This is a genomic window from Sphingomonas longa (assembly GCF_016892685.1).
In the GTDB taxonomy this organism is placed as follows: Bacteria; Pseudomonadota; Alphaproteobacteria; order Sphingomonadales; family Sphingomonadaceae; genus Sphingomonas; species Sphingomonas longa.
In genome coordinates this window covers 567,397-592,992 of the sequence record NZ_JAFEMC010000001.1, presented here as the reverse complement: position 1 = coordinate 592,992, position 25,596 = coordinate 567,397, and the positions used below count along the sequence as shown (strand labels likewise).

Genomic DNA, 25,596 nt, shown 5'->3' with positions numbered 1-25,596 from the left:
CAAGCACTGATCTCCAGCAGCAGACCCCGCTCGCTTTTACCAAATGCCGTTAGCGGGACACGAACTTCGCCGTGCGCCGTCTTCACCACGACCTCACCGCCGCCCACCAGCGCGATGACTCCCGCTGGCTGGTTCGTATATGCTGTTGACCTCCGCTCCGCTTTTGATGTCCTCGGCTGACGGGTTGAAGGCCGGGAGGCTTCCTGCCTTCAGCGTACCGGGCGGATATGGCTATGGATTGGGACCGGGGGGGAGGGGGGCAGGAAGGGATCCACAGGCAATGACTGGGATATGTTCTACGCAGGCGCAGCAGCGGCTGCCAGGAGTAAGCCTGATCCAAGGACGACGAGAAGCGACTGACTGCGCATAATCTCTCCGCATCGCTCCTCTTATGACAGAAGGGTCGGGGAAATCATCGCGGCGCCATGTGCGTATTACAAGCCTCGGACCCGCGGTTGTTCATAAGCTCTTGGGAGTGGCGTTCGCGGGAGACATATCTAATGTTTTAAGATCAACCTCGCTGGATTGCGGGAAGCGGTCAGGCGTTCACCTGCACGACCATACGCTGGTTGATCTTCCGGACCTCGTTCCATTCGAAAAATCCGGCGGATGTCTTCATCTGTTGTCACTCGCGACCAATCTCGTCCAGCACGTGCCGGCTCTCGCCGCGCGCAGTAACAAGCAATATATCCACTGCCTGTGGTTCGTGCGGCAGCCGCATGGATGCACGTTTGGAGCCTTCGGCGACCTGACCAAACCCGGCGCTCGCGCAATCGTTGCCGCCGGTTGGGCCAGCTGGCTTGCTGACACCGCCTGGCCCGCGCAGCTGGGGCTTCGAGGTGCTTCCGGCAGGTGGCGGGAGGCGAGGGCCGCGTGAACGGTTCCCAATTGCAGCGCTGAATCCCGGAGCATGCGTCAGATCGGCAGTTCATCCTCCCGACCTGCTTCGCTGACGTCATTGGGTTTTACCCGCGCTGCGGCTGAGATGAAGTTATTTTCCTCTGGGACTCTGACGCCATTCGCGTCCTGTAAAGCGGCGGCTAATCCTCATAGCCAAGATGGCGAACAGAGCCGAACAGACCTAGAGATGCCTTGAGGAGGCTGCGCTGCTGATGGTCGACCGCGGCCGGGCCGGGCTCACCGTGCGCGATCTGCAACGAGGACTGGTCTCAGCAAATCAATGGTCGCCAACCTGCTGCCCGAGAGCGAGCGCGAACGACTGCTCGTCGACCACATCTTCGACAGGTTCGAAGCCTCCCTGCTGCGCCCTGATGATCCGCCGCGTCTTCACATCGGCGAGATGCAGGAGCGCTGTCGTACCCTGTTCGAGGAGCCGGGCACCCTGCCCATGCTGATGATGCGCGTGGCGGCGCTGGTCACCACCCGGATCGACGGTGTCAACACTGTCACCAGCCACATCTTCCAGCGGCGTCTGCAGATCAAGGCCCTGCTGACGTCGCGCTGCAATCCGGGTGATGCGCGGGTGCCGCGGCTGATCGCCTGGTTCATCGGTGCAAGCGCCGTGTTCCAGACGACGCCGGATGCGACGCTGGCTCAGCTGGAAAGGCTGGGCGAGATCCTCGGCGACTAGCGTGTGGCTCATGGTCAAGTCCGAAGCCGGCCGACCAAACATCAGCGTGCGGCGAGCAGGGTACAAGAGGGTACGAGCGAGAGAGGGCGCAGCCGGGAAGATCGATGAAAAGATCGGCAGGGTTTCTCCTGGACACGCGTCCAGGGTCATCTCACTCAGAACGTTCCTCCTTGCTCCAGATCCTTGCACCGACTGACCGCGGCCTCGCCGCGCTGCTGCGCTACGTCACCGCGCCGATCGCGGACACGCCGCCTATCCCGATACGTGGATCCGGACAGATGTCCGGGTTCGCTACTAGGAGCGTCACATGCTTGTGCTCGCCGCACGCTCACCGATGACGCTGGGAGCAGCGGAGATGTTCCGGCGCGTCGACGAACACGGCGGGGACATCGTCGTCGCCCGCATCCGCGACGATGAGGCTGTGACGGTCGATCTCGCCATGCGGCATCTCGGCGGCGTGGAGATCGTCCGCGCCATGCGGCCCTGCCGCTTGAAGGGGGTGCTCTGGCTGGCAGCACCCAAGCGCGAGCTGTGGGCATCGCTCACCGGACGCGGCATCGGGCTTTGCGCACAGCGTCCCTAGACGGCTGTCCAAGACCTGATGGTGCGGGCCGATGCTGCCAGTTAGATCGCCGCGATCGTCGCTGGGCAAGCGAACCACTGAAATCAGCCGTCACCCGCAAAGCTCGCCGCACGCCTCCTCGCTGCTTCTGTGCCGACGGGCACTGCGTCTGCCCCTTGTCCGACCAGCGACTTCTGGCCGCGCTCGGACCGATATCCTTCTCTCGGCGCATGGACAGCTGTCCATACCCTGTTCTTATCGGATTACCCCATGAAGACGATCACGCTCGACATCGAAACCATTGCCGATCTAGCAGCCTGCGAGGCAGCTGGCATCTGCCCCGCCGATGGCTTTCCCGCCTGGCCGCTCCACCAGATCCTGCCCGCAACGGCAGCTGGGGGCCGCGCACTCGACCGCGAAGCGGCAGCCTCACTCGTGCTGTGACGAGAAGACGCAGGGCCAAGGAGGAGCGGAGAAGAACGAGAAGAGACGAGGACAGAAGCGGGGGGAGGAGGTCAGGTGTCCCCGGTTCGGGGGATGAAACCACTGAGAAAGCAGCAGTAACCGATACTTCCACCACCGTTCAGGCGTATATCGATGCCGTCCTTGCCATCGGCAACGGCCGCGTGTGCGCAAGGGCCTTATCGGCAGTGGGAGCGCAGCCCCTAACCGGGATCTCATTGTCTACCTTGCCGGGGCGGCGGCCGCCTCGGACAGCAACATTCTCTACCTCACATTCGAACAGCACCAGGGGCGCGACACGCTGACCAACCTTCATGTCATCGCGCCGCGCGAGGCGTGCTGCTATGTCTACCCGCGGTGCAGGCTCTGGCTCGCGGCCGAACGGCCGGCAAGCGGCGATCCTGCCGACAGGCGACGTGCGCGGCTACTTCATGGTCGAGGACTGCGAGATCGTCCACATCGACGATAAGCTGGCCGATCTTGCCGGCGGCATCCAGCGAGCAGAGGCGACGCTGCGCATGCCCACCTTCAGCATAGCCTGACCGCAGGCGCAGTTTGCGACCGCAGCGGTCCCTCGAGCTGCGCTCCACGCCAAGCTGGATACGTGTCCAAGCCAAGCGCTGGCGTCGCTGGCGCTGTGATCGCTTGCCCTGATTTCAATCCCGAACACGCGAAAACTCTGGCGAGCCTGTGCTCGCCGAGATCGCCGAGATCGCCGACGGACGCCTTCATGACGACGCTAATCGACACACTACATCTCGGCTCACCGATCTTCCGGGAGATGGTGGGCATGCTGCCGCATCTGCCGGCGCCGGTTGTTTTCGGACCGGCATCAAGCCTGGACTGCCGCATGGCTGCCTGCACCTGCCTGCGGCAGGCCTGATCATGGTCGGCGCCGCAAATCCTGCCGACCCGATCGCGCCAGCGCTGGCTGAAATTAATAGGCTGGCCCGCACGACGCTCCTTGATGTGCTGTTGCTGTCGGTGCAATCGCCGCAGGAGCTCCACCCGGTCCGCGTCGACGTCATGTTGCGCGGAGTCGAGGCTTTCCGCTGTCTTCAAAACCTGCTGCTTTGGCAGATGCGCGGGTATCGGACGGCACTAATTCCTCCTACCATCAGGGGATCGTCAGTCCTGCTCGGGCAGAGCGGCCTCATCCTGCGCGCGGCGCGGCCGTATCGTGGCGCAGTGAAGCGCATCCAGGGTCTCGCGTTTGCCTCCGCAGGGCAGAGGCTGACGCTTGGTGAGGTCGAATAAGTCTCGATGAGGTAGATCTTGGACCCGTGGGGGCGGCAGAGCGAGTGCCGCCAGTCTAGCGCAAACGCTTTCAGAGGTTCCGCTTCAAGCACATTATCTGATCGCCGATCCTGCAGCATAATAGGCTCATCGAAGTGGGGTAGAAGCGCGGTTGGCGAGCTTTATCGGTCGCGTACTGTCGGTTGCGACTAACTAGGAATGATGGCAGCGAGGATCACAAGCCGGTCGCCGTGGCGTATGGCTAATCCGTACGGGGTTAAGCTGATCGACGTTTTTGATGAAGAGTTAGGGTCCCTGAAGACGGGAGAGCGATTCGCAAGATGAGGATACGCCGAGCGTCCACTCACAGGCAGCCACGTCATCGACAGCCCAACGGGACAGCTCAGGATTTTCCTGCCTCACGGCAATATGTCTCTGTCGCCGATCGCAAACCGCCATTACGGACTTTGCCAACGCGTTGTAGCAATGAGGCATACAGACCTATTCTGTGTGTCAGCAATTCAACAGGTTAGGTGGTTCTGTGGTTGGCTGAGATTGCTGCCGCCCCAGCCAAGTATCACCGTAGACGCGCGGCATCACAGTCCGAGCGGTTGCATCTGCCGGATCAGGTCGATCAGCAGGCGCAGTCCGGTCGGAAGTTGTCGGCGGCTGGAATAGTAGGCGTGATAGCCGGGTCCGAACGTTGCCCAGTCCTGAAGGACGATCCGCAGTTCGCCGGTGGCCACATACGGTGCAAACACCGGTTCCAGCCCGTACATCACGCCCATCCCGGCAAGCCCCAGCGACAGCATCGCGCGGGTTTCGTCGACGGTGATCTTGCTCGGCACGCGCACCGTGAATTCACCTGCCGGACCTTCGAAATCCCAGCGATAGATGCTGCCGTCACCGATCCGGACTCCAATGCACTGATGGTTCTGGAGGTCGTCGGGCGTCTGCGGCTCGCCGTGCCGTTCCAGATAGGCCGGCGAGGCGGCGACCACCCAGCGGAGATCGGCGGACAGCCGCTGCGCCACCATGTCCTCGGGCACGGTGCCGCCATAGCGGATGCCGGCATCGAAGCCTCCATCGATCACGTCGACCATGTGGTTGTTGGCGGCGATCTCCACTTCGATATCCGGGTATTGCTCGGCGAATTTCGGCATTACGGGCGCCAGCAGCAGCGGCGCTGCATCCACGACCACGTTGATGCGGACGCGGCCCGATGGTCCGTCACGATAACGATTGAGGGCCTCGACGGCCGCACCGATCGCTTCGAACGGGGTGGTGATCGCGGCCTGCAATTCCTCGCCGGCCGCGGTCAGCGTCACGCTGCGGTTGGTGCGGTTGAGCAGGCGGACGCCAAGCCTCCCTTCCAGCCCTTTCAGCGCGTGGCTCAGCGCAGAGGCGCTGACGCCGAGTTCCAATCCGGCAAGGCGAAAGCTGCGATGCCGGGCGATCGCCAGGAAGTAGGTGAAATCGGCGAGGTCGGATCGGCTTGGAGGCATATCCTGCTGTGCGCCCGACGGGCGAAGACCGCAATCGGGTGAGGGAACCGGGGACGAATGCAAGGGCGCTCTCAGCAGCGTCCTAGTCGAAACGAGTATAGGCAGATCGCTTCCGTCGTCCCACGATCGTCAAACGGAATAATGGCGAGGAGCCGTTCGATGGTGGCGATTACATCCGCAGGTACGAGCGCTCCATCGAGCGCTCCATCGATCGTGCCACCGTCCGTGCACCAGACCGCCGATGCCGGGCTTCGGGCGTATCGCGCCGAGTGGGGCGCGCTGCCCTCCACGCCGGGCGGTACCACCGGCAGCGTCGGTGCGGCGACGACAGCGACCTTGCGGTCCGATCCCGCCAGCGTGCATGCGCATGCGCAGCTTGCCGCCGACGTCTATAACGATACGGCCTCGCCGCCTGCGGGCTACCGCGTCGCAACGTCGGCAGAGCTGGAACGCCTCGGCCTCGATCCCGACCAGCTCGATCCGGGCACCGACGCCTTTCGCGCACGGGTATACGCCTCGGACATGCCCGGCGAAGACTTTGTCATCGCGTTTCGTGGCAGCCAGAGTGGCGCCGACTGGCTGTCGAACGCGCAGCAGGGCATCGGCCTTGATTCCGAACATTACGCCCGCGCGCTGGAGATCGGGCGAGCGGCGGCTCGCTCCGACGCCAGCTTCGTCATGACCGGCCACTCGCTCGGCGGCGGACTGGCAAGCACCGCCGGCATCGCGTCGGGCAGTCCGGCCGATACATTCAACGCCGCCGGCCTACACGGCGACACGATCGCGGATGCGACGACGATCGCCACCGCGGCCGGGCGCGGAAGCGCGTCCGTCGATAATTATCGCGTGCCGAATGAGATACTGACCGCCCTTCAGGAGGGTGGCGATCGTGTTGTCGGCGGCATTCTCGGCACCGTCGTGAGCGGCGGCTGGGGCGGGGCAGCGGGTGTCGCGATTGCGGATTTGCCCGAGGCGTACGGGACGCAGCACGAACTGCCAGACGTGCGACCGGACGGCGTGAACTGGTTCGAAGGGCTGAACGTGATCGACCGCCACAGCATGGACTGGGTGCTGGCGGGCACGGCGGCGCTGCGCTGACGCCGGCGCATCGCCTGTTGACCGGGCGCCTCGCCGGGCCGAGTGTACGTCATGTGCGAACGATCCTTGCTCCCCTCCTGCTCGCCGGCCTGCTGAGTGGTTGTGGCATGACTGCTAACGCGAGATGCTTTCCCGCCGACACGGCGCTGCCGGACGCGGCGATGCTGCAAAGGGCCGGACTGGGTCAATCGGCTCGCGACCTAGGAGAGGCGCTCCTGGCCGGCGATCTCGATACGGCCGGGCGGCTGCTGAACGCTGACCCGGCGCTTGCGAAGGCTGGGATCGACGATCGTCGCGACATGCTGACGCTGGCAGTCGCGAGCTGCAAGCCCGAGGCGATCGACTTCCTGCGCCGCGCCGGCGCGCCCGCCGACGGGCTGAACGGCGAAGGTTACCCGTTGCGGCTCGCGCTCAACGCGAACGATCCGGCACTTGCGCACCGCTTACTATTACTTGGGGCCAGCGCGACGCCCCTTGCCGCGCCGCTCGGCCCGATGCGCGACGCCATCGCACGCAATTCGGTCGGCGCGGTGACGATGCTGCTCGACTTCCACGCCGATCCCGACGCGATGAGCGGCAGCGGCAAGCGGCCGCTGCACATCGCGCTCGACATGGAGCGGTTCCGGATCGCCGAATTGCTGCTGGCGAAGGGGGCCGACCCGTTCGCGATCGATGTCGGGGGTGCCAACCTCGGGACCTCCGCCTCGACACCGATGCTGACCGACAGCCAAGAGGATCGCGAGGCGCAGCAACGTCTGAAGGCGCGGCTGCCGACGCTCGGCTGGCCCGACCCCGCGCCCGATCCCCGGACGGTTCGTCGCCTGGCGCTGGACGGTGCCTGGCCCCCCGCCGGTGCGCGCGGAGCCAAGCGGGTGCCGCAAAAGGTTCTTGCGCTCATCGCCGCGAACGCGAAGGACGGGGCGTCCGTTCAGTAGGGAGGGCGGGTCACCCGTCGGCTTCCATCGCCAGCGACCCGACCGCGACGCCCGCATCTGCCAGATGCCGTTCCAAACCGGGCAGACGGTCGCCGAAACCGGTTGCGGCGGAGTCCACCAGCAGCGCGACATCCAGTGTTCCCGCGGCATTGCGGACGAGGCGCGCGCCTGTGGCGGGCCACGCGCTGTCGCCGAAGCGCACCTGCACCTCCTTGTGCCCCTTGCCGTTCTCGCGCGTCCACAGGTCGGCGAGCATCTGCGCGAAGCCGCTGGGATCGATCATCGCGCTGGGCATCTGCGGCATCGGCAGCGGGGCAGGGGGCGCGGCGGTCTGCGCCTGACCGAAGCCGGCGCTGCCGTCGCCACCCTCGCGATCGAGCCGGAAGCGGTCCGCGAGCGCGGCGTCGCCGTCGCGACCGCGTGCCGCCGACAGTGCTGCTGCCATCTCCCCCGCCGTCCCGTCTCGCTGTGCCGCCGTCGCGGCGCTCGTCGGCGCGCGCTGCGGCATACCGCCCGGCCGGGCCGGTACCGGCGGCATCTGGCGGCGCGCACTCGCCAGCGCCTCGCCCATCGCCTTCGCATCGGCCGGCTGCTGCTGGGGCTGGTGGGGAGATGCCGTCCGAGACGTGCGCTGGGGCTGCGATGCGGAGCGACTGCTGTCGATCGAGGTCATGGGTCCTCCTACTCGTTGGCCGCACGCGCCTCGGCGCGGCGACGATGGCGGCGTGCGAGCGTCCGGGCGTGTTCGGCGAGCGCATCGTGGCGCAGGTTGGCGAGCAGTACCTGACGCCGCCGTTCCGCCTCCGCCCCGCGCTCCTCGTCCTCGACGCGACGCGCATCGGTCAGCGCCTGTCCCGCAACGGCGGTGCGGAAACGCGCGGCGTCCAGCACCGCAAGCCGCAGTTCCGCCTCGGCGGGATCGGCGGCGAGGTCCTCGCGCGCGGCCTCGTGCAACTCGGCCTCTTGCGCGGACGTCGCATCGGCGGCGGCCCGCTCCGCTTCCGCCCGCTCTCGCAATCGGGTAGCCTCCGTCAGCCGGCTGGCAGCGACGCGCATCCGCATCGCCCGCAGCCCGACCAGCTTATGCGCAAGCGCGAGGTCGTCGCGAATGCTCATCCCGCCACCGCGCGCAGCCGCATGATCGCGGTATCGAACGGCTCGTGCGCCAGCGCATCCTGCTTCAGCAGCGTCTCGATTTCCGACCGCGCCGCCAGTGCCCGATCGGCGAGGGGATCGCTGCCCGGCTTGTACTCGCCAACCTGTACCAGGAACTCGATTTCCACATATTTGGCCATCAACTCGCGGAGGCGACCGGCGGCGGTGCGATGCTCCTTTGTCGCCAGCCGGGGGAATAATCGGCTGAGGCTCGCGAGCACATCGATCGCCGGGTAATGCCCCGCCGCACCCAGCTTGCGCGACAGCACGATGTGTCCGTCGAGGATCGACCGTACTTCCTCGCCGACCGGATCGCCCTCGTCCTCATCCTCCAGCAACACGGTGTAGACGCCGGTAATCGAGCCGCGATCGTCGTTGCCTGCGCGCTCGAACAGGCGCGGCAGTTCGGCGAAGACGGACGGCGGGAACCCGCGCCTCACCGCCGGTTCGCCGGCTGCAAGCCCGATCTCGCGCAGGGCACGGGCAAAGCGCGTTACCGAATCCATCAGCAACAGCACGCGCTTGCCCTCGCTGCGGAACCCCTCGGCGATCGCGGTCGCGTGATGCGCGGCGCGGACGCGTTCCATCGCGGCGCGATCGCTGGTGGCGCAGACGATGACGGTGCGCGCCAGCCCTTCCTCGCCAAGGCTGTCGACGATGAACTCACGTACTTCGCGACCACGTTCGCCGATCAGCGCGATGACGATCACGTCCGCATCGGCAAAGCGCGCCAGCATGCCGAGCAGCGTCGACTTGCCTCCGCCCGCCGCCGCGAACACGCCAATCCGCTGGCCCGTGCCGAGCGTCAGCAGCGTGTCGATCGCCCGTACTCCAGTTGCGACCGGCGTATCGATCAGCGCGCGGTCCATCGGCAGCGGTGCCGGCGCGTGCAGGGGTGTCGCCGCGAGCCCGTCGGGCAGCGGCCCCTTGCCGTCGATCGGCCGGCCCTGACCGTCGAGCACGCGTCCCAGCAGCGCCTCGCCGTAACGGACATTGCCGTCGCTCTCGCGCACCAGCACCTCGGCATCCGGCGACAGGCCGCGTACGTCCGACAGCGGCGTCAGGATCGCGGCATCGCCGTCGATGCCGATCACTTCCGCCGCAACGACCTGTCCGGTCAACGGTTCGACGATCTCGCACTGTGCACCGATCCGCGCGGCGATGCCGGTGACCTTGATCGTCGTGCCGCGGATCTCAACCAGCCGTCCCCGGCGCTCGACGGTGTCGACCCGATCAAGTCCGGCAAGCAGCCGTTCGACGACCGAATGCGAACCGTCCGTCACTGCGACGACCAATGCCGCTCGATCAGCGCGAGCTGCGTATCGAGCCCGGCCTGAACCCGGCTCAGCGCGGTCTCGATCACGCAATCGAGCGGATCGAGAGCAGGATCGGCCTCGACCGTCAGGCCGGCACGATTACCCAGCCGCTCCGCCACGGCATCCAGCACTGCCGGCGCGACGCGAACAGTGAGCGCCGTATCGGGTGCGACGTCTGCCGTTGCGCGCGCGACGATGGCTGCCATCGTTTCTTCGGGACCCAGTGAACTGGCGATTCGGCGAACGACTTCGAGCGCGAGGTGAGCGATCGCCCCCTGCCGCTCGGCCAGCACCTCCCTGTCGCGCAGCGCCAGCGCGAAGCGTTCGGCGTCGATGTCCGCAGCGACGGCGGCGCGACCCTCCTCTCGCCCGGCAGCGTAGCCTTCGGCTCGACCGGCTTCCATGGCCCGCGCAACGGCGGCATCCGTATCGGCACGAACCTTGGCCGCCGCATCCAGCAACGCCATCGCGTCGGTCAGCGCCCCGACATCGGCGGCCGGAACCACGGGGTCCTCGGCCAGCGTGGTCGCGATGGCATCGGCGCGGAGCAGGATATAGCTCATGCCCCCACCTTCATCGCTGCCGCGATCCATTTCGCCGTTCTGTCGTCGCTTCTCGTCGACGCTAGCAGCGAGAAGCCGCGTGCTTCCAGATCCTTGGGCGCCAGCGTGGTCATGTCGCCTGCTACGACGCGTTCCGCCTGGGACGCGGCCCAGTCGAGTGCATCCTCGCCCGCAACGTCCGCCAACGCTCCCAGCCATTCGCCGTCGATCGACCCGGCCACCGCGTCGGCGATCGAAGCGAGCGCCACGCGCTGCGCCAGCCGCCGTTGAGCCGCCCGCGGCCAACGTCGCCAGACCGGCGTCTTACCCAGATCGCAAAAATGCGTGATGGTGATGGGATTGCCGCTCAGGCTGGCAACGAAGCGCGCAACCCTGCGCTCGGCGGGGCCGCCATCGACGCCGATCAGATCGGTACCGATCGCTCCCAGCCGGGCGCGTTCAGCGACCGCCGTCATCGTTCAACCGGGGGCAGTGCAGCGGCGATGCGGCGACGCTGTTGCCAGCGGCGGAAACCGGGATAACCGAAGAACGCCGCGACCAGCAGCACGATCGGCACCGCCAGCGCCGCGATGCTGCCCCGGACCATGTTGTCGGCCGGTGCCCGCGCTGCAATGGGTAGCGGCTGCGCCGGGAAGGTCGACACGGATACCTTCTCGTAGCTCAGGCCCTCGACCGCGTTCACGACCATTGCCTTCACCTTGCCGACCTGCGCGTCCATATTCGCGCCCGGCCGATACTTGATGAACACCGCGGCCGAAGCGGGGCGCTTACGGTCACCCAGCCGGTCGTCATCGGCCAGCGCGACATGAACGCGGGCCTGTACCACGCCGTCGATCTCCGACACGGTCCGCGACAGTTCCTGGCTGAGGCCCCATTGCAAGCGCGCCCGCTCCTCCGTGGGGGAGGACACGAAACCTTCCTTCTTGAAGACAGTGCCGAGCGAGGCAAATTCCTCGCGCGGATAGCCCTGAGTGTGCAGGATTTTGACGGCTTGCGCGAAGTCGCCCTGCGCAGTCGAAAGCGTCCATCCCTTTTCGGCAACCTCCGTCTTGGAGGCGTCGATGCCAGCCGTTTGCAGCACGGCGATCATCTCATTGGCCTGCGACTCGCTGAGCTTGCTGTAGAGCTCGGTCTGGCCGCAGGCCGCGAGCAGCACGCAGGCGATGATGGCGAGCGTCCGCCTCATGTTCGCGTGCATTGTCATGTGTTCCCCCTCAGGACTGTTGGCGGAACAACTGCTGAAGCCCGTCGGAGGTCCGATTGGCGATGTTGGACGTCAATTGACAATGGAACATGAATTCGTGGCTGCGCATCGTCAGGTTGACGACCTCGCCCGGAGTCATTTCCGTGCCCTTGGCTTCGGCAACCTTTGCGTAATCGGCGATAGACTTCGCTTCGCCATTCACGCTCTCGAGTTGTCCGAATACCGCCTTCAGTGCCGGAGACATAGCATCCGGCCCACCGACCGCGGCAGCTCCGTTCATGTTGCCAGTGGTCAGGGCATCCTGAAATCCCGAGATATCGGAAATGGAGGCGCTGGGAGGCGCCTGCACCGTCTCGGTCGGCGGCGGGGCCATACCCGCCCCGGTGGCCGCGATTGCTTCGATCGACATGATGTCGTCTCCCTCTCGCTAGCGGATCAGCCCTTGCGCGCCATCGTCTCCAGCGCCTTGCCGACGCTGTCGATCGACGTGGACGAACTGTTCGCCATGAACGACATCCGCATCGATTCGGCGGTCAACTTGGTGATCTGCGACGGATTGTCGCCGCCGTCGGAAATCTGGTTCGACATCTGCTCGATCCGGCCGGCCTGCTGGTCCAGCGTCTGGCCCCAGGCGCTGGCAAGCGCCTCGAACCACTGGCCGGTGTCGCCGCCCTTGCTGGAGCGGTTGCTGGTGAGCGGGGAGGCTGCCATCATGCCCAGGCTGCTCGTGACGGGGGTGGAAGTCATGTGCCTTCTCCTGTGTCCGTTTGCGTCATACCCGCCGAATGCGGGGCCTTCGTTCGTTCAGAAACTAACCCGGGTGAGCTTGCCGTTCTTCTCGAATACGACAGTATCCCCCTCAAATCGGACGAGCCGATGCCCGCTGGGCATCAAAGCACCCGTAAAGTACCGACCACCATCAACGGTCTGAACGAAAGAAGGGTCCCCGACGACGACGGTCGACACTTTCTTGGTGGCGTCGCTGATCGTTTTCAGCGGCTGGTCGTCGATTGCGGGCAGATCGTCCCGGATCACGAGTCGCTTGATGCCGCGAACGTCGGTGTTCACGGCACGGAACAACTGCGGTCTTTGTTCCGCCGACAGCGGTGTCGTGTGCAGCTCAACCACGCCGCGGCCCAACGATCGGGCATTGGCGGTGAAGCCGCGCATTTGGGCGACATCGACGCTCGCCTGCGCCAGTTCCTCGGTCGTCTGCACCTCGACACGGCCCGGTGAATAGGTGTCGCGCAACACGCTTTCCACCTTCTGTCGGTCGGCATCGGATCGAACCAGCCCCCGCACGACGACACCGCCCGCATCGCCATCCCGGACCACCTGCAGATCGGTCAGACCGCGCGCGGTCAGCGCTCGCTGCACCCGCTCAGCCGGACTGCCGCGCAGGCCCAGCGCGTCGATCGCCGGCATCAGGCCGACGAGCAGGGCCACGACCAGCAGCAGCGCCAGTCCGGCCCCGATGACCTTGCGCGTGATTCCGGCATCGATCTGTCCGCCGACCCCGCGTGCCCATGTCACCGCGTGTTCCCTTGCCGAGGGCGGCAGGGGCGGCGGCGACGGCTTCGCCAGCGCGAGTCCGCCTGCCTCGCTCCAGCGCGGGCTTTCGGGATCGCCCCAGGCCAGGGGGATGGCACCGATGGTGAAGGGGACGTAGGGCGGCAGTAGGGCGGTTTGGCCGGCGTCGACGGTCGAGCCGAGCAGTTCGATCGACCCCTCCAGCACGGTCACCTGCGCGGCGCCGCCGTCGCTGACGACGAGATCGACGGCATGCCCCTTCACCGCGGCATCGCGGATCACGACGTCCTGCCAGAACTGGTGACCGATCGAGATGCGGCCGTCGTCCGGCAATTGCTTCTGCGTGCCCGATAGCCGGCCGCCGAGCACGCGCAGGACGTTGCCGCCCTCGCTCATCGGGGCACTCCCGTGTTTCGGACGGGAACGGAGGGCATCGGCGGCACAGCGCCCGGCGCGGGCATCGGGGCGCCGGCGATGCTGGCGGCGGACGGCGACAGGCGCGATCCGAGCGTCACCGTGCGCGGCGTGATCAGGAACAGCCGCTCCGTCCGGTTGCGATTCCGGCTGCGAGTCTTGAACAGGTTGCCGAGCACCGGAATGTCACCGAGCAGCGGAATCTTGGTTTCGATGTCCAGATCGGAATCGATCGTCATCCCGCCCAGCAACAGGCTCTCGCCGTCCAGCACCATGCCCTGCGTCGCGACGGTCGCGCGCTCGACGATCGGCAGGTTCTCGATCGACTGCCCCGTCAAAGTGCCGTCCTCGATATTGACCATCAACCGGATGCGCGTCTGGTCGTGATCGCGGAAGACGTGCGGGTTGACGCGCAGGACGGTGCCGGCAGTGACGTTGAACAGGTCGACCTCCGCCCGCCCGGCGACGCGAACGTAGAAGGTGCGCGTGCGATCGAACACCGCCTCGCTGTTGGACAGGGTCATCAACTGCGGCCGGGCGATCACGCGCGCGGCGGTTTTCTGCTCCAGCGCGCGGATGCGGGCGAGGAACTCGCGCTGGCTGCCGATGATCGTCGAGATTGTGCCGCCGTTCCCGGATGGGGAGATGTTGTCGACGTTGCCGCGCCGCGATCCGGGTATCGGCAGCAACCGGCCGTCCGACGTGGCATCGCCATTGCCGAACAGCGCCCCGAACCCGCCCGTCGACAGCCGCCAGTTGATGCCGAGTTCACGCAGCTTGTCGATGTTGATGTCGATGATCGTCGCCTCGACCTCGACGATCTGCGGCTCCACGTCGAGCGCGCGGATCAGCGAGTCATAGGCGGCCATCCGTTCCGGCACGTCGCGGACGATGATCGCGTTCAGCGCCGGGTTCGGCTCGATCCGGACGATATCGCTGGTCAGCGGGGCGACCACGTCGCCGCCACCGCCGATAGCGCCGCCGCCCGCGTTCGCGCCCAGCCCGAGAATGTCGCTCTGCGCCAGCAACGACGCCTGACTGGAATCGGGTGCGACCGAGTCGAGGCCGAGACCGCGCAGCCGCGGCTGGCTCTGGCGGACGAGACGCGCCCCGAACTGCGTCGTGGTCTGGCCCAACGCGCTGCCGCCCGGCCGCTGATCGAGGACGAGGTTCTGCAGGATCGTGGCGATGCCGGGTATCCGCGCCTCGCGACCACCGGCGTTCATCACCGTATCCTCCGCGCGGGCATAGCGCAGATAGAAGACCCGGAATTCCAGCGGCTGCGGAGGCGGGGGCGTAAAACTGGTCGACAAACCGCCGCCGCTGCCGCCGAAACCCGGGCCGGGAAGGGGCGCGGAGTTCGCACCTTGGCTGAGCGCCGTGACCTGTTCGATGAAGCGCGGCGTGCCGCTGATGACCAGCGTACCGTCTCCGGCCGCGCGCAGCGTGTTGCGCCCGTCGATCAGCCGTTGCGCCCGCGCCTGACGCTGGATCCGCTGTGCGCCGTCGCTGCCGACGTTCAGCGTCTGCACCGACACCTCGCTGCCCGCATAGACGTAGAGCGCCGCCCCGTCGTCGTAGCTGACGAGGTTGAACGCGCGGGCGATGTCCCGGTAGATCTTGTCGATCGATCCGGTGAAGACGCCGTTCACGGTCCCGGTCAGCTTCGGGCTGGGCACGACCGGGCGGCCGACGCGACCGAACAGGTCGCGCAGGAACTGGGCGATCGGCTGCTCGCGCGCGGTGATCGTCACGCCGTTGGGCACGGTCGCCGGATTCGGGGCGGGCGTGCGCGGCGGCACCGCCTGCAATACCGCCGCCGGCGCCGCGCCGGGCGCGCCCGCCAGCAGGCCGAAGCCGCCAACCGTGGCGAGCAAGGCCGCGGCCAGCGGCATCGTGCGGGTCGTCCTGATCTGCATCGTCACTCCGATTCTGTGGTCGCGACCGCACCGGCGCTCGGGTCCGCCAGCGTCACCGCCGGCAGGCCGATCTGGCCGATGATCTCGATCCGCGTGGTAGGGGTCAATTCGTTGAAAGCGAGGACCGGCAGGTTCCAGATATCCGGCTCGATCAGCTTGCGGGTCGCGCGGCGTACCTCGTAACTGGTGACCAGCGCATCGGCCTGCGTCGCCTCGGCCGTCGCCAGAATGGTCGACACCAACTCACGCGCGACGTCCGGCGGCAGGGCGACTCGCTCGACGCCGTCCACCAGCCGGATCGAATCGCGCAGCCGGGTTTCCAGCTCCGGCTTCACCACCAGCGCGCGCACCGTGCCGTCGCGTGCGATCTGGTCCATCAGGTACCGCTTCAGCGCGATGCGCGTCAGATCTGCGATCCGCGCCATGTCGCGTTCCTGCCCGGCGGCCTCCGTCATCCCCTCCAGCACGTCGCGCATGTTGCGGATGCTGACCTCTTCCTCGGCCAGCCGGCGCAGGATTTCGGCGATCCGCGCAGACGGGATCGCCCGCACCGCTTCCTTCACGACCTCCGGATAGGTTTCGCCGACGCGGTTGAGCAGCGTCACCGCCTCCTGCACGCCGAGGAAGCGCGGCAGCAGCCGGCGGACCTGATCGGGAACGGTATCGGCCACGTCGCCGAGATCGTCCATCGGCCCGCCCGCGACGCCGAGTTCGAATGCCAGCAATCGCCACGACGGCGGTGCTTCGGGATCGAGAAAGTGGATCGCCAGCCGCGGCAGCGGCACGCCCGAGCGATGCTGGAGAGCATCGAGCGAGGCGCCGAGCCGCTGCGACAGAGCGACCTCCTCCGACTGGGTCGGGCGCGCGCCCCGCAGTTCCAGCAGCAGCGGGACGACGGGCCGGGGCAGGGCGGGCGCGGTGTGCATCGTCGCCAGCCGCTCCGGCTCGCGCCCGCGCATCACCTGCGACCGCAACGGCGCGATGTGGCGCATCAGATGCGGCTGCAATTTGGGATGGAGCAGTGCCCCGCCGAGGATCAGCGAGAAGCCCAGGAACAGAAACACCAACGTCGGAAAGCCCGGGACCAGCGCCATCAGGAACGCGGTCGCGCCCACGAACAGCAGCACGCGCGGATTGGCGACCAACTGGCGGTGCATGACCTGACCCAGATTCGCGTCGTCCTCGTCATCGGTCGCGCGCGTGACCATCAGGCCCGCCGCCATTGCGCCGAGCAGTGCGGGTATCTGGGCGACGAGGCCCTCGCCGATCGTCAGAATCGAGTATTTATGCGTGGCGTCGCCCAGCGCCATGCCCTGCTGCATGACGCCGACCGCGAGACCGCCGATCAGGTTGACGACGACGATGACGATCGAGGCGATCGCGTCGCCCTTCACGAACTTCATCGCACCGTCGAGGCTGCCGTGCAGCTTCGACTCCTGTTCCAGCGTGCGGCGGCGGCGGCGCGCATCGTCCTTGTCGATCAGGCCGGAACGGAGATCGCTGTCGATCGACAATTGCTTGCCCGGCATCGAATCGAGGCTAAACCGGGCGGCGACCTCGGCCACACGCTCGGCGCCTTTGGCGATGACGATAAATTGCACGACCGTGATGATGAGGAACACCACGAGCCCGACGACGATGTTGCCGCCCACCACCATCTGTCCGAACGTCTGGATGATGTTGCCGGCGTGGCCGTCGATCAGGATCATCCGCGTCGTCGCCACGGACAGCGACAGCCGGAACAGCGTCGACACGAGAAGGATCGACGGGAAACTGGAGAAATCGAGCGGCCCGCGGATATACAGGGTCGTCATCAGCAGCATCACGCCGAACGTGATGTTGATGCCGACCAGCAGGTCGACCAGCAACGTCGGCAACGGCAGGATCATCAGCGCGATGATCGACACCGCGCCCATCGGCAGCGCGAGGTCGGCGATGCGCGCGAACAGTCCCGTGCGCGGCACGGTGTCCTGCGATGCCAGATATCGTTCGACGCTCATGCCCGCTTGCCCCCCGAACCGGATCAGCGACGCGCGGCGGCGGCGCGGGTGGTGTAGCTGCCCATGATCTTGGCAACGTAGCCCTGCGTCTCACGGTAGCGGGGTACGCGGCGACCGGCTCGGATCACCGCACCCGGCCCGGCATTGTACGCCGCCAGCACGAGCGGGACGTTGTTGCCGAACTGTCGCTGCAACTGCTTGAGGTAGACCGCACCGGTACTGAGCGCGAGCGCGGGGTTGCCGAGCAATTGCTGGGGATCGCGGACGCCCAGGCCACGTGCGGTGCCCGGCATCACCTGCATCAGCCCAAGCGCACCCTTGTTCGACACCGCGGTCGGCCGACCGGCCGACTCGGCATGGACGATCGACGCCAGCAGACGCGGATCGATTCGGTAGCGCTGGCCGACCGCGTTCAGCAACCGGGAGTCCACCGGACCGCGGCGCGCCTCGACCGTCGCAACCGCCTTGGCCAGGCGGCGGCGATAGCCGGTCATCTGGATCGAAACGGGCTCCCGTGCCGCGATGCCGGGCCGGACCGCCGCGCTCGCCGCGGTGGCCACAGCCGGTGCCGTGACCGGCGCTGCAGGAACGCTGGCCGGCAACGGAGCCGATGCAGCCTTGCGCGAGACCGGCGCGCCTTGATCGGCGCACAGCGCGGCGGCCTCGGTGAAGCGCGCTCCGAGCGCCGCCGTATCGCAGCTTTGGGCAAAGGCGGGGGCGGCGAAGAGCATCGCCCCGACCACATAGCAGCCTAGTATCGGCGGCGACCGGGTGGCCGATCGGGTCGTGGCGGGCATGGGATTCTCCGTTTCTGGGTCCGGAACCGCCGCAGGGTCGTCGTGAAACAATCCTGTCGCGGCCTGTCGAATCTTGACGCATGATTAGGCTAGGCCAGCCAGATGACGGTTGTTACCCGCATTGTGAACATTTTGTCCCGCAAATAAACCAGCCTGACCCGCAATGGTGGTTGGCGATGCAATTGCCGGTCTACCCACGACGGGTCGGCGGATGATCCCGCCGGCATCGCAAACGGCCAGTCGCCGCGACGTTACGGAATGCGTCGCCGCAAGGTTCGGGAGGATGTCGTGGCTCAGCAGAACGACAGTGGCGACAAGACCGAACAGCCGACGCCCAAGAAGCTGGCGGACGCGCGCAAGCGGGGCGACGTCGCCAAGTCGAAGGACGTCACCGCGACCGCCGTGCTGTTCGTCTGGTTCGTGGTGATGGCATTCGGCGTGCGGTTCGCCGGCGACTATATCGTCGGGCTGTTCGATGCCGGGTTTACGATGATCGGGCGGGGCGATCCGTTCCCTATCGCGCTGGCGTCGCTCGGCCACGCGTCTATCGTCGCATTGCTGGTGATCACCGCCGTCGCGCTGGTTCCGGCCGCGCTGGCGGGGGTGCTGGCTGAGTTCCTCCAGGCCGGCGGCGTCTTCACGATGGAGAAGATGACGCCGTCGTTCGACAAGATGAACCCGGTCGAGGGCATCAAACGCATGTTCAGCCTCGACAACGTCATCGAGCTTTTGAAGACGATCGCCAAGGCGGCGCTGATCGTGTTCGTGATCTGGCTGGTGCTGCGCGGCTCGCTCGGCGACATCCTCGGCAAGACCGGGCCGCTGCTGGTCGGCGAGACGGAGGTCGACGGGCGTCCCGCGGCGGCGGCGGCGCTGGCGTTCACGGGCGAGTTGGTCCGCGACGCTTTGTTGTGGACGTTCGGCGTGTTCCTGCTGGTCGCCGTGCTCGACTTCGGTTGGCAGAAGCATAGCTACACGAAGAAGCTGCGGATGAGCCTGCGCGACATCCGCGACGAGTCGAAGGAAAACGAGGGTAATCCCCAGATCAAGCAGCAGCGCCGGCAACTGCATGAGGAATGGTCCAGCCAGAATTCCGTCGGCGCGGCGCGTTCGGCGAATGTGCTGGTCGTGAATCCAACGCATATCGCCATCGCCATCGATTACGACCGCGAAACCTGCCCCGTGCCGACCATGAGCGCCAAGGGGGAGGGACCGCTGGCGAAAGCGATGCGCGAAGCCGCGGAAGAGGCGGGCGTGCCGATCATTCGACACGTTCCCGTCGCGCGGAAGCTGTATGAGGATTGCGGCGTCGACGACGTGATCCCGCGCGACATGTTCGACGCGATCGCGCAGATCATCCTGTGGGCGCAACGCGTCCGCGACGGCGAGGCCGGTGACCGGCCCGTCGACCTTTCGGAGAATGCTTGATGGACTCGACGCTCGGCACCGCGATTTCGGGGCTGTTCGGCATGGTGATCGCGCTCGCGATCGTGCTCGGGCTCGCATACGGCGCGATCCGGCTGATGCGCCACTGGCAGGACCGCGGGATGGGTCGTCGCCTGGGTGAGCCGGATCGCGAACTGCGCTTCGTGCGCGCACTGGCGGTCGGTCAGCGCGAACGGCTGATCCTGGTCGAGGCGGAGGGCGAGTTGATGCTGATCGGCGTCGCGAGCGGCGGCGTCAGCCTGCTCAAGAATTGGGGCAAGACGGCAGTGCGGCGCGTCGACGCCGAAAGCGAGACCCGTTCGTGAGCGACCGGCACAGCCCGATCCGCGATACGCTGCGGCGGCTCGATCCCGGCGAGGCGAAGCTGCAGAGCCTGTTGATCGCCAGCCTGAACCGCCGCGTCGTCGATCGCCTGCGCACCCGCGCGCGCCTCGCCACCGAGCGGGATCGCCGTGCGGCGGGGGCGTGGATCCGCTTCGACGGGCGGGGCCGCGCCGTGCTGGTGTCGCCGCTGCTGCTGGATGGCGATCTGGCGCCGATGACGACTGCGGGCGGAGAGCCCGATGCGGCCAGCGCGGCGGCGGCGCTGCTGCGGATCGAGCCCGTGGTCGCCACGCTGGAGCGGGTGCTCGGCACCGAGCTTTTTCCATCCGGATTGATCCGGGAGGCGCCGCGCGAAAATCTTTTCCTGCGCATCGACGCGCACCGCGACGGTGGCCATGGCGGGCAGGCGCATAGCCGCCTGATCGTTGCGCTGCCCAGCGACCTGGACGTCGAGCCGCTGGAAGTCGGCGAACTCGAGGCGCAGGCGATGCCATCGCTTCACCTGCGCTGGCGCTTGCGGTGGGCCGGGCCATCGCTGCCGGTCAAGCGATTGCAGGCTCTGGCGCGGGGCGATCTGATCCTGTTGGGGACATCGCCCCTGAGCGCGCGATTGGCGTTGCCGGGACGAAACGATATGGCTGTGGGACGAATCGACGTCGCCGGGAGAGCGTACATCGTGCACGAACATGCTGCCGACCATTCGCTGAACTCCATCGAGGAGCGGCGCGACGAGCCGATACCCTCGCCGGTTACCGGGGGGGCTGGGCCGTCCGTCGACCTGACCGGCGTGTCGATCCCGACCCTCATCGAGCTGCCGGGCGACGGGATCAGCACCGAAACGCTGGCGACGCTGGCACCGGGCACCGTCCTGCCGCTGCCGTCACCCGGCGGCACGCTCGCGGTGCGGGTGCTCGCGGGCAGCACGGTGGTCGCGCAGGGCGAGCTGGTCGCGATCGGCGACGGGTTCGGCGTGCTCGTCACCGACGTGCCGCTCTCGTCCGGCGACTGAGGCGTGGACCTTTCCACCTTCACGCCCGGCTCCGCGCTGGTCGTCGTCGTCGCGCTCGCCATCGCCCCGTTCTTTGCGGTGATGGTGACCTCGTTCACGAAGATCGTCGTGGTACTGAGCCTGTTGCGTAATGCGCTGGGCCTCCAGCAGGTGCCGCCGAACATCGTCCTGAACGGCCTCTCGCTGATCCTGACGATGTACGTCATGTACCCGGTCGGCCAGCAGATGCAGGCGCAGATCCAGCAGAACCAGTCGGTGGCGGCGGGCAGCGCCATCGCCGGATCGACGGGCACGATGCTGACCGCGGTCGACGCCGGCAAGGAGCCGCTGCGCGCGTTCCTCATCAAGCACAGTTCGCCGACCGAGCGCGGCTTTTTTCTGCGCACCGCGCAGCGCGTCGGCAATCCGGAAGTCGCCTCGACCATGACGGACCGCGACTTCATCGTCGTCGTGCCGTCGTTCGTGGTGCGCGAACTCAGCCTCGCCTTCCAGATCGGCTTCCTGATCTTCCTGCCGTTCCTCGTCATCGACCTCGTCATCTCCAACATCCTGCTGGCGATGGGCATGATGATGCTGTCCCCCACCACGATATCGTTGCCGTTCAAGCTGTTGCTGTTCGTGCTGGTCGATGGCTGGGTGAAGCTGTCGCACGGGCTGGTGCTATCCTATGTCTGAACGGAACCGGTCTGACAGGAAGCACGCGCGATGAACGGCGATTTCGTCACGCTGACCAACGAGGCATTGTGGCTGGTGCTGATCCTGTCCGCGCCGCCGATCATCGTCGCGTCGGTCGCCGGACTGCTGGTCGCCGTCGTGCAGGCGGCGACGCAGATCCAGGAACAGACGCTGCAATACACGATCAAGTTCTTTGCGATCGTGCTGACGCTGTTCGTCACCGCCTCGCTGCTCGCGGGTGCGCTGTATCGCTTCGGGGACCGCGTGTTCACGGAGTTCGCGGTCATCACGTCACAGTGATCGGGTGATATGAACGGCGTCGCCAGGTGAACGGCTGGGCCGACCAGACGCTGTTGCTCGGCGTGGCGACCGCGCGGATCGCGACGGCGTTCCTGCTGCTGCCGATCTTCTCCAGCGAGACGGTGCCGGCGCTGGTCCGCAATTCGGTGTTCATCGCGCTTGGCCTCGTGTCGTTCATCCTCCAGCCCGCGATCGACATCCTCGCGCTCGGCCCCGGTCAGTGGCTCCAGATCTTCGCCAAGGAAGTGTTCGTCGGCCTCGTCGTCGGGTTCTTCTTCGGGTCGGTGCTCTGGGCGCTGGAGGCGGCGGGGCAGATCATCGATACCAAGGTCGGCGCGACGCTGGCGCAGATCGTCGACCCGCTGTCGGGGCATCAGACATCCCTCAACGGTGCCTTTCTGGGGCGGCTGGCGGGCGTGGTGTTCATGGCCTCGGGCGGACTGACGCTGCTGATCGGCGTGCTGATGGAAAGCTACGCGCTGTGGCCGATCGCCTCGACGATGCCGGTGCTGGATGCGCGCGGGCTGAACCTGTTCATCGGTGAGTTCGGACGGCTGACGGTGCTCGCCACGCTGTTCGCGGCACCGGTGCTGACGGTGCTGTTCCTGATCGACATGGCGCTCGGCCTGATGAACCGCTTCGCGCAGCAATTGAACGTCTTCACCCTGTCGCTGTCGATCAAGGCGTTCGCCGCGACGCTCGTGCTGTTCATGCTGGCGGGATCGTATGTGGAGATCGTCGCGCGCGACATCCGCAGTCGGCCCGATGTCGTGATCGGCATCCTGAAGGGCCTGAGCAAGTGACCGACGATGCCGAGCGGCTCGCGGCGATCGCGGAGCTGCTGCGCAAGGCGGATGCGCAGCCCGGCGCGGCGGCCCCGGTCACGCTCGGCGAGCATATCGTGGAGGCGGCGCGGGTCCCCGCGCGCCACCGCGACGCGCTGTTGAAGCTGACGCCGATGGAGCTGACCTGCATCCGTTTTCTGGGGTGGGGCCGCGCGAACGCCGACATCGCGACGCTGCTGCTGATTTCGGAGAACACCGTGCGCGTGCATCTGTCGAACGTGACGCGCAAGCTGGAGCTGGACGGCATGCGCGAACTCGCCGCGCTGGCGGGAATGCTGTTCTACCCTGCGGATTGAGCAAGGCCGGCGACCGTCAGGGTCAAGCGCTCAGGGATAGCCGGCTTTCCTGCACAACCGCGCCAGTTCCAGATATCGCGGGTTCTTCGCGCCAAGCCGTGCGCGCACCTTCGGCACCTGTCCGCAAATCCGGGCGGTCTTGTCGGGCGAGCCCCGACCGCCGTCGTCGCGCACGCCGCCGCGCTCGGCATAGCCGCGCGCCGTGCCGCTCAGCACCTGCCCCTGTGCGATCATGGCCGGATCGAGTTGTGCCGCCACCGGCGCACACCAGAGTGCGGTGACGATGGCGACAACCGGGATGCCACGAACCTTGAACATGCAATTGCTCCAGCGCCTAAGCCGATGCGGTCGGCGACGTTCGATATCATGACCGTCAAGCTGCGCCGACCGGGACACCGTCAATACCCCGCCTTCCGGCAGAGACGCGCGAGTCCCAGCACCTTGGGGTGCTTGGCGCCCCAGCGCGCCCGGTACTGAGGGAGAGACGCGCATATCCTCGCGTCGCTTGCGGAGGTGCGACGCGAGGCCCGATCTCGCACACCTCCGCGTTCCGCAAACCCGCGCGCCGTGCCGCTCAGGACCTGACCCTGCGCGACGAGGCCGGGGTCCCACTGCGCACCGACTGGAACCACGGCGACTCCGGAGGCCATGAAGGCGATCAGGGCGGAAAGGGGATTGGGCTTCATCAGGCTTCCTCCGACATCGACATAACGAGCTCGATCACCCAGGTTTCGGCTGACCATCCTGACGTCACCGGTAACCAGCCCGACGGCAGAGCCGTGCCAGTCGGACGATTCGCGGATCGGAAGCACCGAATCTGGCGCGAAACGACGGTATTACGGAACAGGCGCGACGCGTGCTGGGCTGTCGCGCGGTCGTTCGCCGCTTCGACCGGTCCTGCCGAGCGACCTGCTCGGCCTGTGCGTCCGCTGCCGAGCCGAGCGCCATCACGCCGGTGTGATCGAGTGGGCTGGTGTACAAATCCTGCGCCTTGGCATGCGTGCCGAATCCGGCCAGCAGAGCCGTAGCCGCGAGCGCCAGCATCGTCGGGTACCGGGGTGCGGCGGAACGCGCCGCACTCATCGGTATCCGGCCTTGCGACAAAGCTGGGTCAGCTTGATAATCTTCGGATCGGAAGCACCGAGCTTCCTGCGAAAAGCAGGCAGGCTCCTGCATGTCCGGATCGCGGAGGCTTCACGGTCCCGGGCAGAACGGGTCCGACCTCGATCACCGTTCCGCAGCCCTTCGACCATGACGTTCGGCGTCGACCAGGCGGCGGGATCGATCGGTGTCATCTGCGCGCCGGAGGCAACGGGCCAAATCGCGGCAGCGGCGGCGACAGCGAACATGCAACGCGCGATTGCGTAGGGGGGCGGTGTCATTTCAACTCCTTACCTCTCGAGCCTTAGACACGTCTCGACCGACGCAGAACGGTTCAGTAGCCCGCCTTTCGACAAAGCTGGGTCAACTGGATGACCTGGCGATTGGATCGGCCATAATGTGCGCGATAGGTCGGAAGTTTCGCGCAGGTACGGCGCGTGTTCGCAGCCGATCCACGGCGGCTTCGCGCTTCCCGACCGGACGACCGGGCCGAGGCTTCGGCTGCGGCGCCCATCGTGATCGCCGGCATGTAATCGACAGGATTGACGGGGCCGAGCACGTCCTGCGCAGCGGCGGGGGCTGCTATCAAAACCAGCGCTCCCAAATACGCTAAATGATGCATGAGCCTTTCTCCGGACGCGTTCGTCCAACTGCCGGCGATCAGCGATATCCCGCCTGCCTGCACGCTCTGGTCAGACGGACGATCCGCGAGTCCTTGGCCCCCAGCTTCGACCTGTAAATCGGCAACTCGCGACAGGTCTGCGCATCGGATACGCCCCGCAAGCGAGCTGTGCGGCGGCGCGAGGAGCTCCGGGCATCAGCCTCGATCGCCGAACCCATCGTGATCGCGGGCATGTAATCGACCGGGTTTACCGGGCCAAGCACATCTTGCGCAGCGGCGGGGGCTGAATTAAGCAATAATACTCCCAGAATGACATAACGAGGCATTGCCTTGGCTCCTTCTGTCACTGTCCGCAGAGCAATCGCTGGGTCAGTAGCCTGCTTTGCGGCACAGGCGTGTCAGTTCCAACACCTTGGGATGTTTTCTACCCCACCGGCTTCTGTACTGGGGAATGGACGCGCATATCTTGGCATCGCTTTGCGGAGATGAGCGTCGCGCATCCCTATCCCTCCAGCCACCACGCTCCGCGTAGCCACGTGCCGTTCCGCTCAATACCTGACCCTGCGCGACAAGGCCGGGGTCCCACTGCGCTGCCGCTGGGCTGGCACCAAACGTGCCAGCCAACCCGGCTAAGATCGAAGAATACATCCAACGCATCATCATGAAGTATCTCCCAGATTGAAAAGGCCCG

At 66.6% G+C, this 25,596-nt stretch carries 31 protein-coding genes; 14 read left to right on the top strand and 17 right to left on the bottom strand.

From position 1 onward, the window contains the following. Window positions 1-1,180: 1,180 nt before the first annotated feature. The 5 genes from ILT43_RS02855 (at window position 1,181) to ILT43_RS02835 (ending at window position 3,872) form a co-directional block, all read left to right on the top strand. A complete protein-coding gene (locus tag ILT43_RS02855; protein ID WP_204194060.1) occupies window positions 1,181-1,591 on the top strand; it encodes a hypothetical protein in 411 nt (136 codons plus the stop codon). Between the two features lie 307 nt (window positions 1,592-1,898). Further along, a complete protein-coding gene (locus ILT43_RS02850) occupies window positions 1,899-2,174 on the top strand; it encodes a hypothetical protein (protein WP_204194058.1) in 276 nt (91 codons plus the stop codon). Window positions 2,175-2,423: 249 nt separating this feature from the next. Continuing rightward, window positions 2,424-2,597, top strand: a complete 174-nt coding sequence (locus ILT43_RS02845; RefSeq protein WP_204194056.1) for a hypothetical protein — start codon at window positions 2,424-2,426, stop codon at window positions 2,595-2,597. A gap of 362 nt (window positions 2,598-2,959) precedes the next feature. Further along, entirely contained in the window at window positions 2,960-3,157 is a 198-nt protein-coding gene (locus ILT43_RS02840) for a hypothetical protein (RefSeq protein WP_204194054.1), read from the top strand. 148 nt (window positions 3,158-3,305) lie between these two features. Then, window positions 3,306-3,872: a hypothetical protein gene (locus ILT43_RS02835; RefSeq protein WP_204194053.1), complete on the top strand. Its 567-nt coding sequence runs from the start codon at window positions 3,306-3,308 to the stop codon at window positions 3,870-3,872. Between the two features lie 575 nt (window positions 3,873-4,447). Here ILT43_RS02835 and ILT43_RS02830 read toward each other — a convergent pair. Further along, window positions 4,448-5,356, bottom strand: coding sequence for a LysR family transcriptional regulator (locus tag ILT43_RS02830; RefSeq protein WP_204194051.1), 909 nt, complete (start codon window positions 5,354-5,356; stop codon window positions 4,448-4,450). A gap of 225 nt (window positions 5,357-5,581) precedes the next feature. Here ILT43_RS02830 and ILT43_RS02825 point away from each other — a divergent pair, with 225 nt between their 5' ends. Continuing rightward, window positions 5,582-6,454 carry a Tle-like phospholipase domain-containing protein gene (locus ILT43_RS02825; RefSeq protein ID WP_204194049.1) on the top strand — a complete coding sequence of 291 codons (873 nt, stop codon included), beginning with the start codon at window positions 5,582-5,584 and terminating at the stop codon, window positions 6,452-6,454. Window positions 6,455-6,561: 107 nt separating this feature from the next. Then, the gene (locus tag ILT43_RS02820) at window positions 6,562-7,389 is read left to right on the top strand and encodes an ankyrin repeat domain-containing protein (protein ID WP_204194047.1); all 828 of its coding nucleotides are present in this window, start codon (window positions 6,562-6,564) and stop codon (window positions 7,387-7,389) included. A 10-nt stretch (window positions 7,390-7,399) separates the two neighbouring features. Here the strand turns inward: ILT43_RS02820 and ILT43_RS02815 are convergent, their stop codons facing one another. From ILT43_RS02815 to ILT43_RS02760, 12 genes are read right to left on the bottom strand one after another with little or no spacing between them, the layout of a single operon-like run. Beyond that, the gene (locus ILT43_RS02815; RefSeq protein ID WP_204194046.1) at window positions 7,400-8,062 is read right to left on the bottom strand and encodes a hypothetical protein; all 663 of its coding nucleotides are present in this window, start codon (window positions 8,060-8,062) and stop codon (window positions 7,400-7,402) included. Window positions 8,063-8,070: 8 nt separating this feature from the next. Further along, entirely contained in the window at window positions 8,071-8,505 is a 435-nt protein-coding gene (locus tag ILT43_RS02810) for a hypothetical protein (protein WP_204194044.1), read from the bottom strand. Next, on the bottom strand, window positions 8,502-9,827 hold the full coding sequence (locus ILT43_RS02805; RefSeq protein WP_318293452.1) for a FliI/YscN family ATPase: 1,326 nt from the start codon (window positions 9,825-9,827) through the stop codon (window positions 8,502-8,504). The genes ILT43_RS02810 and ILT43_RS02805 overlap by 4 nt, the downstream gene beginning before the upstream one ends. Next, entirely contained in the window at window positions 9,824-10,423 is a 600-nt protein-coding gene (locus ILT43_RS02800) for a FliH/SctL family protein (protein ID WP_204194042.1), read from the bottom strand. The genes ILT43_RS02805 and ILT43_RS02800 overlap by 4 nt, the downstream gene beginning before the upstream one ends. Next, a complete protein-coding gene (locus tag ILT43_RS02795) occupies window positions 10,420-10,878 on the bottom strand; it encodes a hypothetical protein (protein WP_204194041.1) in 459 nt (152 codons plus the stop codon). Before ILT43_RS02795 ends, ILT43_RS02800 begins: the two co-directional genes overlap by 4 nt. Next, a complete protein-coding gene (sctJ, locus tag ILT43_RS02790) occupies window positions 10,875-11,609 on the bottom strand; it encodes a type III secretion system inner membrane ring lipoprotein SctJ (RefSeq protein ID WP_275431416.1) in 735 nt (244 codons plus the stop codon). The genes ILT43_RS02795 and sctJ overlap by 4 nt, the downstream gene beginning before the upstream one ends. Window positions 11,610-11,637: 28 nt before the next feature. Then, window positions 11,638-12,036 carry a hypothetical protein gene (locus ILT43_RS02785; RefSeq protein WP_204194038.1) on the bottom strand — a complete coding sequence of 133 codons (399 nt, stop codon included), beginning with the start codon at window positions 12,034-12,036 and terminating at the stop codon, window positions 11,638-11,640. Between the two features lie 26 nt (window positions 12,037-12,062). Beyond that, window positions 12,063-12,374, bottom strand: a complete 312-nt coding sequence (locus tag ILT43_RS02780; protein WP_204194036.1) for a hypothetical protein — start codon at window positions 12,372-12,374, stop codon at window positions 12,063-12,065. A gap of 57 nt (window positions 12,375-12,431) precedes the next feature. Further along, the gene (locus tag ILT43_RS02775; protein WP_204194035.1) at window positions 12,432-13,553 is read right to left on the bottom strand and encodes a hypothetical protein; all 1,122 of its coding nucleotides are present in this window, start codon (window positions 13,551-13,553) and stop codon (window positions 12,432-12,434) included. Next, window positions 13,550-15,490, bottom strand: coding sequence for a type III secretion system outer membrane ring subunit SctC (gene sctC, locus ILT43_RS02770; RefSeq protein ID WP_204194033.1), 1,941 nt, complete (start codon window positions 15,488-15,490; stop codon window positions 13,550-13,552). Before sctC ends, ILT43_RS02775 begins: the two co-directional genes overlap by 4 nt. Before the next feature lie 2 nt (window positions 15,491-15,492). Continuing rightward, window positions 15,493-17,490 (bottom strand): flagellar biosynthesis protein FlhA, encoded by a 1,998-nt coding sequence (locus ILT43_RS02765; protein ID WP_204194032.1) that lies wholly within the window; start codon window positions 17,488-17,490, stop codon window positions 15,493-15,495. A gap of 23 nt (window positions 17,491-17,513) precedes the next feature. After that, entirely contained in the window at window positions 17,514-18,287 is a 774-nt protein-coding gene (locus tag ILT43_RS02760) for a lytic transglycosylase domain-containing protein (protein ID WP_204194030.1), read from the bottom strand. Window positions 18,288-18,575: 288 nt separating this feature from the next. Here ILT43_RS02760 and ILT43_RS02755 point away from each other — a divergent pair, with 288 nt between their 5' ends. The 7 genes from ILT43_RS02755 to ILT43_RS02725 are packed head-to-tail and all read left to right on the top strand — an operon-like array spanning window position 18,576 to window position 23,182. Beyond that, window positions 18,576-19,715, top strand: a complete 1,140-nt coding sequence (locus ILT43_RS02755; RefSeq protein WP_204194029.1) for an EscU/YscU/HrcU family type III secretion system export apparatus switch protein — start codon at window positions 18,576-18,578, stop codon at window positions 19,713-19,715. Further along, window positions 19,715-20,038 (top strand): FliO/MopB family protein, encoded by a 324-nt coding sequence (locus tag ILT43_RS02750; protein WP_204194027.1) that lies wholly within the window; start codon window positions 19,715-19,717, stop codon window positions 20,036-20,038. The genes ILT43_RS02755 and ILT43_RS02750 overlap by 1 nt, the downstream gene beginning before the upstream one ends. Then, entirely contained in the window at window positions 20,035-21,066 is a 1,032-nt protein-coding gene (locus ILT43_RS19760; RefSeq protein ID WP_204194025.1) for a FliM/FliN family flagellar motor switch protein, read from the top strand. The genes ILT43_RS02750 and ILT43_RS19760 overlap by 4 nt, the downstream gene beginning before the upstream one ends. A gap of 3 nt (window positions 21,067-21,069) precedes the next feature. Next, on the top strand, window positions 21,070-21,741 hold the full coding sequence (gene sctR / locus ILT43_RS02740) for a type III secretion system export apparatus subunit SctR (RefSeq protein WP_318293451.1): 672 nt from the start codon (window positions 21,070-21,072) through the stop codon (window positions 21,739-21,741). A gap of 30 nt (window positions 21,742-21,771) precedes the next feature. Next, the gene (sctS, locus tag ILT43_RS02735) at window positions 21,772-22,041 is read left to right on the top strand and encodes a type III secretion system export apparatus subunit SctS (protein ID WP_204194018.1); all 270 of its coding nucleotides are present in this window, start codon (window positions 21,772-21,774) and stop codon (window positions 22,039-22,041) included. 26 nt (window positions 22,042-22,067) lie between these two features. Continuing rightward, window positions 22,068-22,844 carry a type III secretion system export apparatus subunit SctT gene (gene sctT, locus ILT43_RS02730; protein ID WP_204194016.1) on the top strand — a complete coding sequence of 259 codons (777 nt, stop codon included), beginning with the start codon at window positions 22,068-22,070 and terminating at the stop codon, window positions 22,842-22,844. Then, the gene (locus tag ILT43_RS02725) at window positions 22,841-23,182 is read left to right on the top strand and encodes a LuxR C-terminal-related transcriptional regulator (RefSeq protein WP_204194015.1); all 342 of its coding nucleotides are present in this window, start codon (window positions 22,841-22,843) and stop codon (window positions 23,180-23,182) included. The genes sctT and ILT43_RS02725 overlap by 4 nt, the downstream gene beginning before the upstream one ends. A gap of 30 nt (window positions 23,183-23,212) precedes the next feature. Here ILT43_RS02725 and ILT43_RS02720 read toward each other — a convergent pair whose 3' ends face one another. The 4 genes from ILT43_RS02720 to ILT43_RS02705 form a co-directional block, all read right to left on the bottom strand. Beyond that, window positions 23,213-23,500 (bottom strand): hypothetical protein, encoded by a 288-nt coding sequence (locus ILT43_RS02720; protein WP_204194013.1) that lies wholly within the window; start codon window positions 23,498-23,500, stop codon window positions 23,213-23,215. 432 nt (window positions 23,501-23,932) lie between these two features. Next, window positions 23,933-24,265, bottom strand: coding sequence for a hypothetical protein (locus ILT43_RS02715; protein ID WP_204194011.1), 333 nt, complete (start codon window positions 24,263-24,265; stop codon window positions 23,933-23,935). Continuing rightward, a complete protein-coding gene (locus ILT43_RS02710; RefSeq protein WP_204194009.1) occupies window positions 24,262-24,531 on the bottom strand; it encodes a hypothetical protein in 270 nt (89 codons plus the stop codon). Before ILT43_RS02710 ends, ILT43_RS02715 begins: the two co-directional genes overlap by 4 nt. 86 nt (window positions 24,532-24,617) lie before the next feature. Further along, entirely contained in the window at window positions 24,618-24,905 is a 288-nt protein-coding gene (locus ILT43_RS02705; RefSeq protein WP_204194007.1) for a hypothetical protein, read from the bottom strand. Window positions 24,906-25,596 lie beyond the last annotated feature (691 nt).

What these genes read in the sequence shown, in the direction of transcription:
- ILT43_RS02855 (WP_204194060.1), top strand. Translation starts at nt 1,181, where the DNA reads ATGGTCGCCAACCTGCTGCCCGAGAGCGAGCGCGAACGACTGCTCGTC.
- ILT43_RS02850 (WP_204194058.1), top strand. Translation starts at nt 1,899, where the DNA reads ATGCTTGTGCTCGCCGCACGCTCACCGATGACGCTGGGAGCAGCGGAG.
- ILT43_RS02845 (WP_204194056.1), top strand. Translation starts at nt 2,424, where the DNA reads ATGAAGACGATCACGCTCGACATCGAAACCATTGCCGATCTAGCAGCC.
- ILT43_RS02840 (WP_204194054.1), top strand. Translation starts at nt 2,960, where the DNA reads ATGTCTACCCGCGGTGCAGGCTCTGGCTCGCGGCCGAACGGCCGGCAA.
- ILT43_RS02830 (WP_204194051.1), bottom strand. Translation starts at nt 5,356, where the DNA reads ATGCCTCCAAGCCGATCCGACCTCGCCGATTTCACCTACTTCCTGGCG.
- ILT43_RS02820 (WP_204194047.1), top strand. Translation starts at nt 6,562, where the DNA reads ATGACTGCTAACGCGAGATGCTTTCCCGCCGACACGGCGCTGCCGGAC.
- ILT43_RS02815 (WP_204194046.1), bottom strand. Translation starts at nt 8,062, where the DNA reads ATGACCTCGATCGACAGCAGTCGCTCCGCATCGCAGCCCCAGCGCACG.
- ILT43_RS02810 (WP_204194044.1), bottom strand. Translation starts at nt 8,505, where the DNA reads ATGAGCATTCGCGACGACCTCGCGCTTGCGCATAAGCTGGTCGGGCTG.
- ILT43_RS02800 (WP_204194042.1), bottom strand. Translation starts at nt 10,423, where the DNA reads ATGAGCTATATCCTGCTCCGCGCCGATGCCATCGCGACCACGCTGGCC.
- ILT43_RS02795 (WP_204194041.1), bottom strand. Translation starts at nt 10,878, where the DNA reads ATGACGGCGGTCGCTGAACGCGCCCGGCTGGGAGCGATCGGTACCGAT.
- sctJ (WP_275431416.1), bottom strand. Translation starts at nt 11,609, where the DNA reads ATGAGGCGGACGCTCGCCATCATCGCCTGCGTGCTGCTCGCGGCCTGC.
- ILT43_RS02785 (WP_204194038.1), bottom strand. Translation starts at nt 12,036, where the DNA reads ATGTCGATCGAAGCAATCGCGGCCACCGGGGCGGGTATGGCCCCGCCG.
- ILT43_RS02780 (WP_204194036.1), bottom strand. Translation starts at nt 12,374, where the DNA reads ATGACTTCCACCCCCGTCACGAGCAGCCTGGGCATGATGGCAGCCTCC.
- ILT43_RS02775 (WP_204194035.1), bottom strand. Translation starts at nt 13,553, where the DNA reads ATGAGCGAGGGCGGCAACGTCCTGCGCGTGCTCGGCGGCCGGCTATCG.
- sctC (WP_204194033.1), bottom strand. Translation starts at nt 15,490, where the DNA reads ATGCAGATCAGGACGACCCGCACGATGCCGCTGGCCGCGGCCTTGCTC.
- ILT43_RS02765 (WP_204194032.1), bottom strand. Translation starts at nt 17,490, where the DNA reads ATGAGCGTCGAACGATATCTGGCATCGCAGGACACCGTGCCGCGCACG.
- ILT43_RS02760 (WP_204194030.1), bottom strand. Translation starts at nt 18,287, where the DNA reads ATGCCCGCCACGACCCGATCGGCCACCCGGTCGCCGCCGATACTAGGC.
- ILT43_RS02750 (WP_204194027.1), top strand. Translation starts at nt 19,715, where the DNA reads ATGGACTCGACGCTCGGCACCGCGATTTCGGGGCTGTTCGGCATGGTG.
- sctS (WP_204194018.1), top strand. Translation starts at nt 21,772, where the DNA reads ATGAACGGCGATTTCGTCACGCTGACCAACGAGGCATTGTGGCTGGTG.
- ILT43_RS02720 (WP_204194013.1), bottom strand. Translation starts at nt 23,500, where the DNA reads ATGTTCAAGGTTCGTGGCATCCCGGTTGTCGCCATCGTCACCGCACTC.
- ILT43_RS02715 (WP_204194011.1), bottom strand. Translation starts at nt 24,265, where the DNA reads ATGAGTGCGGCGCGTTCCGCCGCACCCCGGTACCCGACGATGCTGGCG.
- ILT43_RS02710 (WP_204194009.1), bottom strand. Translation starts at nt 24,531, where the DNA reads ATGTTCGCTGTCGCCGCCGCTGCCGCGATTTGGCCCGTTGCCTCCGGC.
- ILT43_RS02705 (WP_204194007.1), bottom strand. Translation starts at nt 24,905, where the DNA reads ATGCATCATTTAGCGTATTTGGGAGCGCTGGTTTTGATAGCAGCCCCC.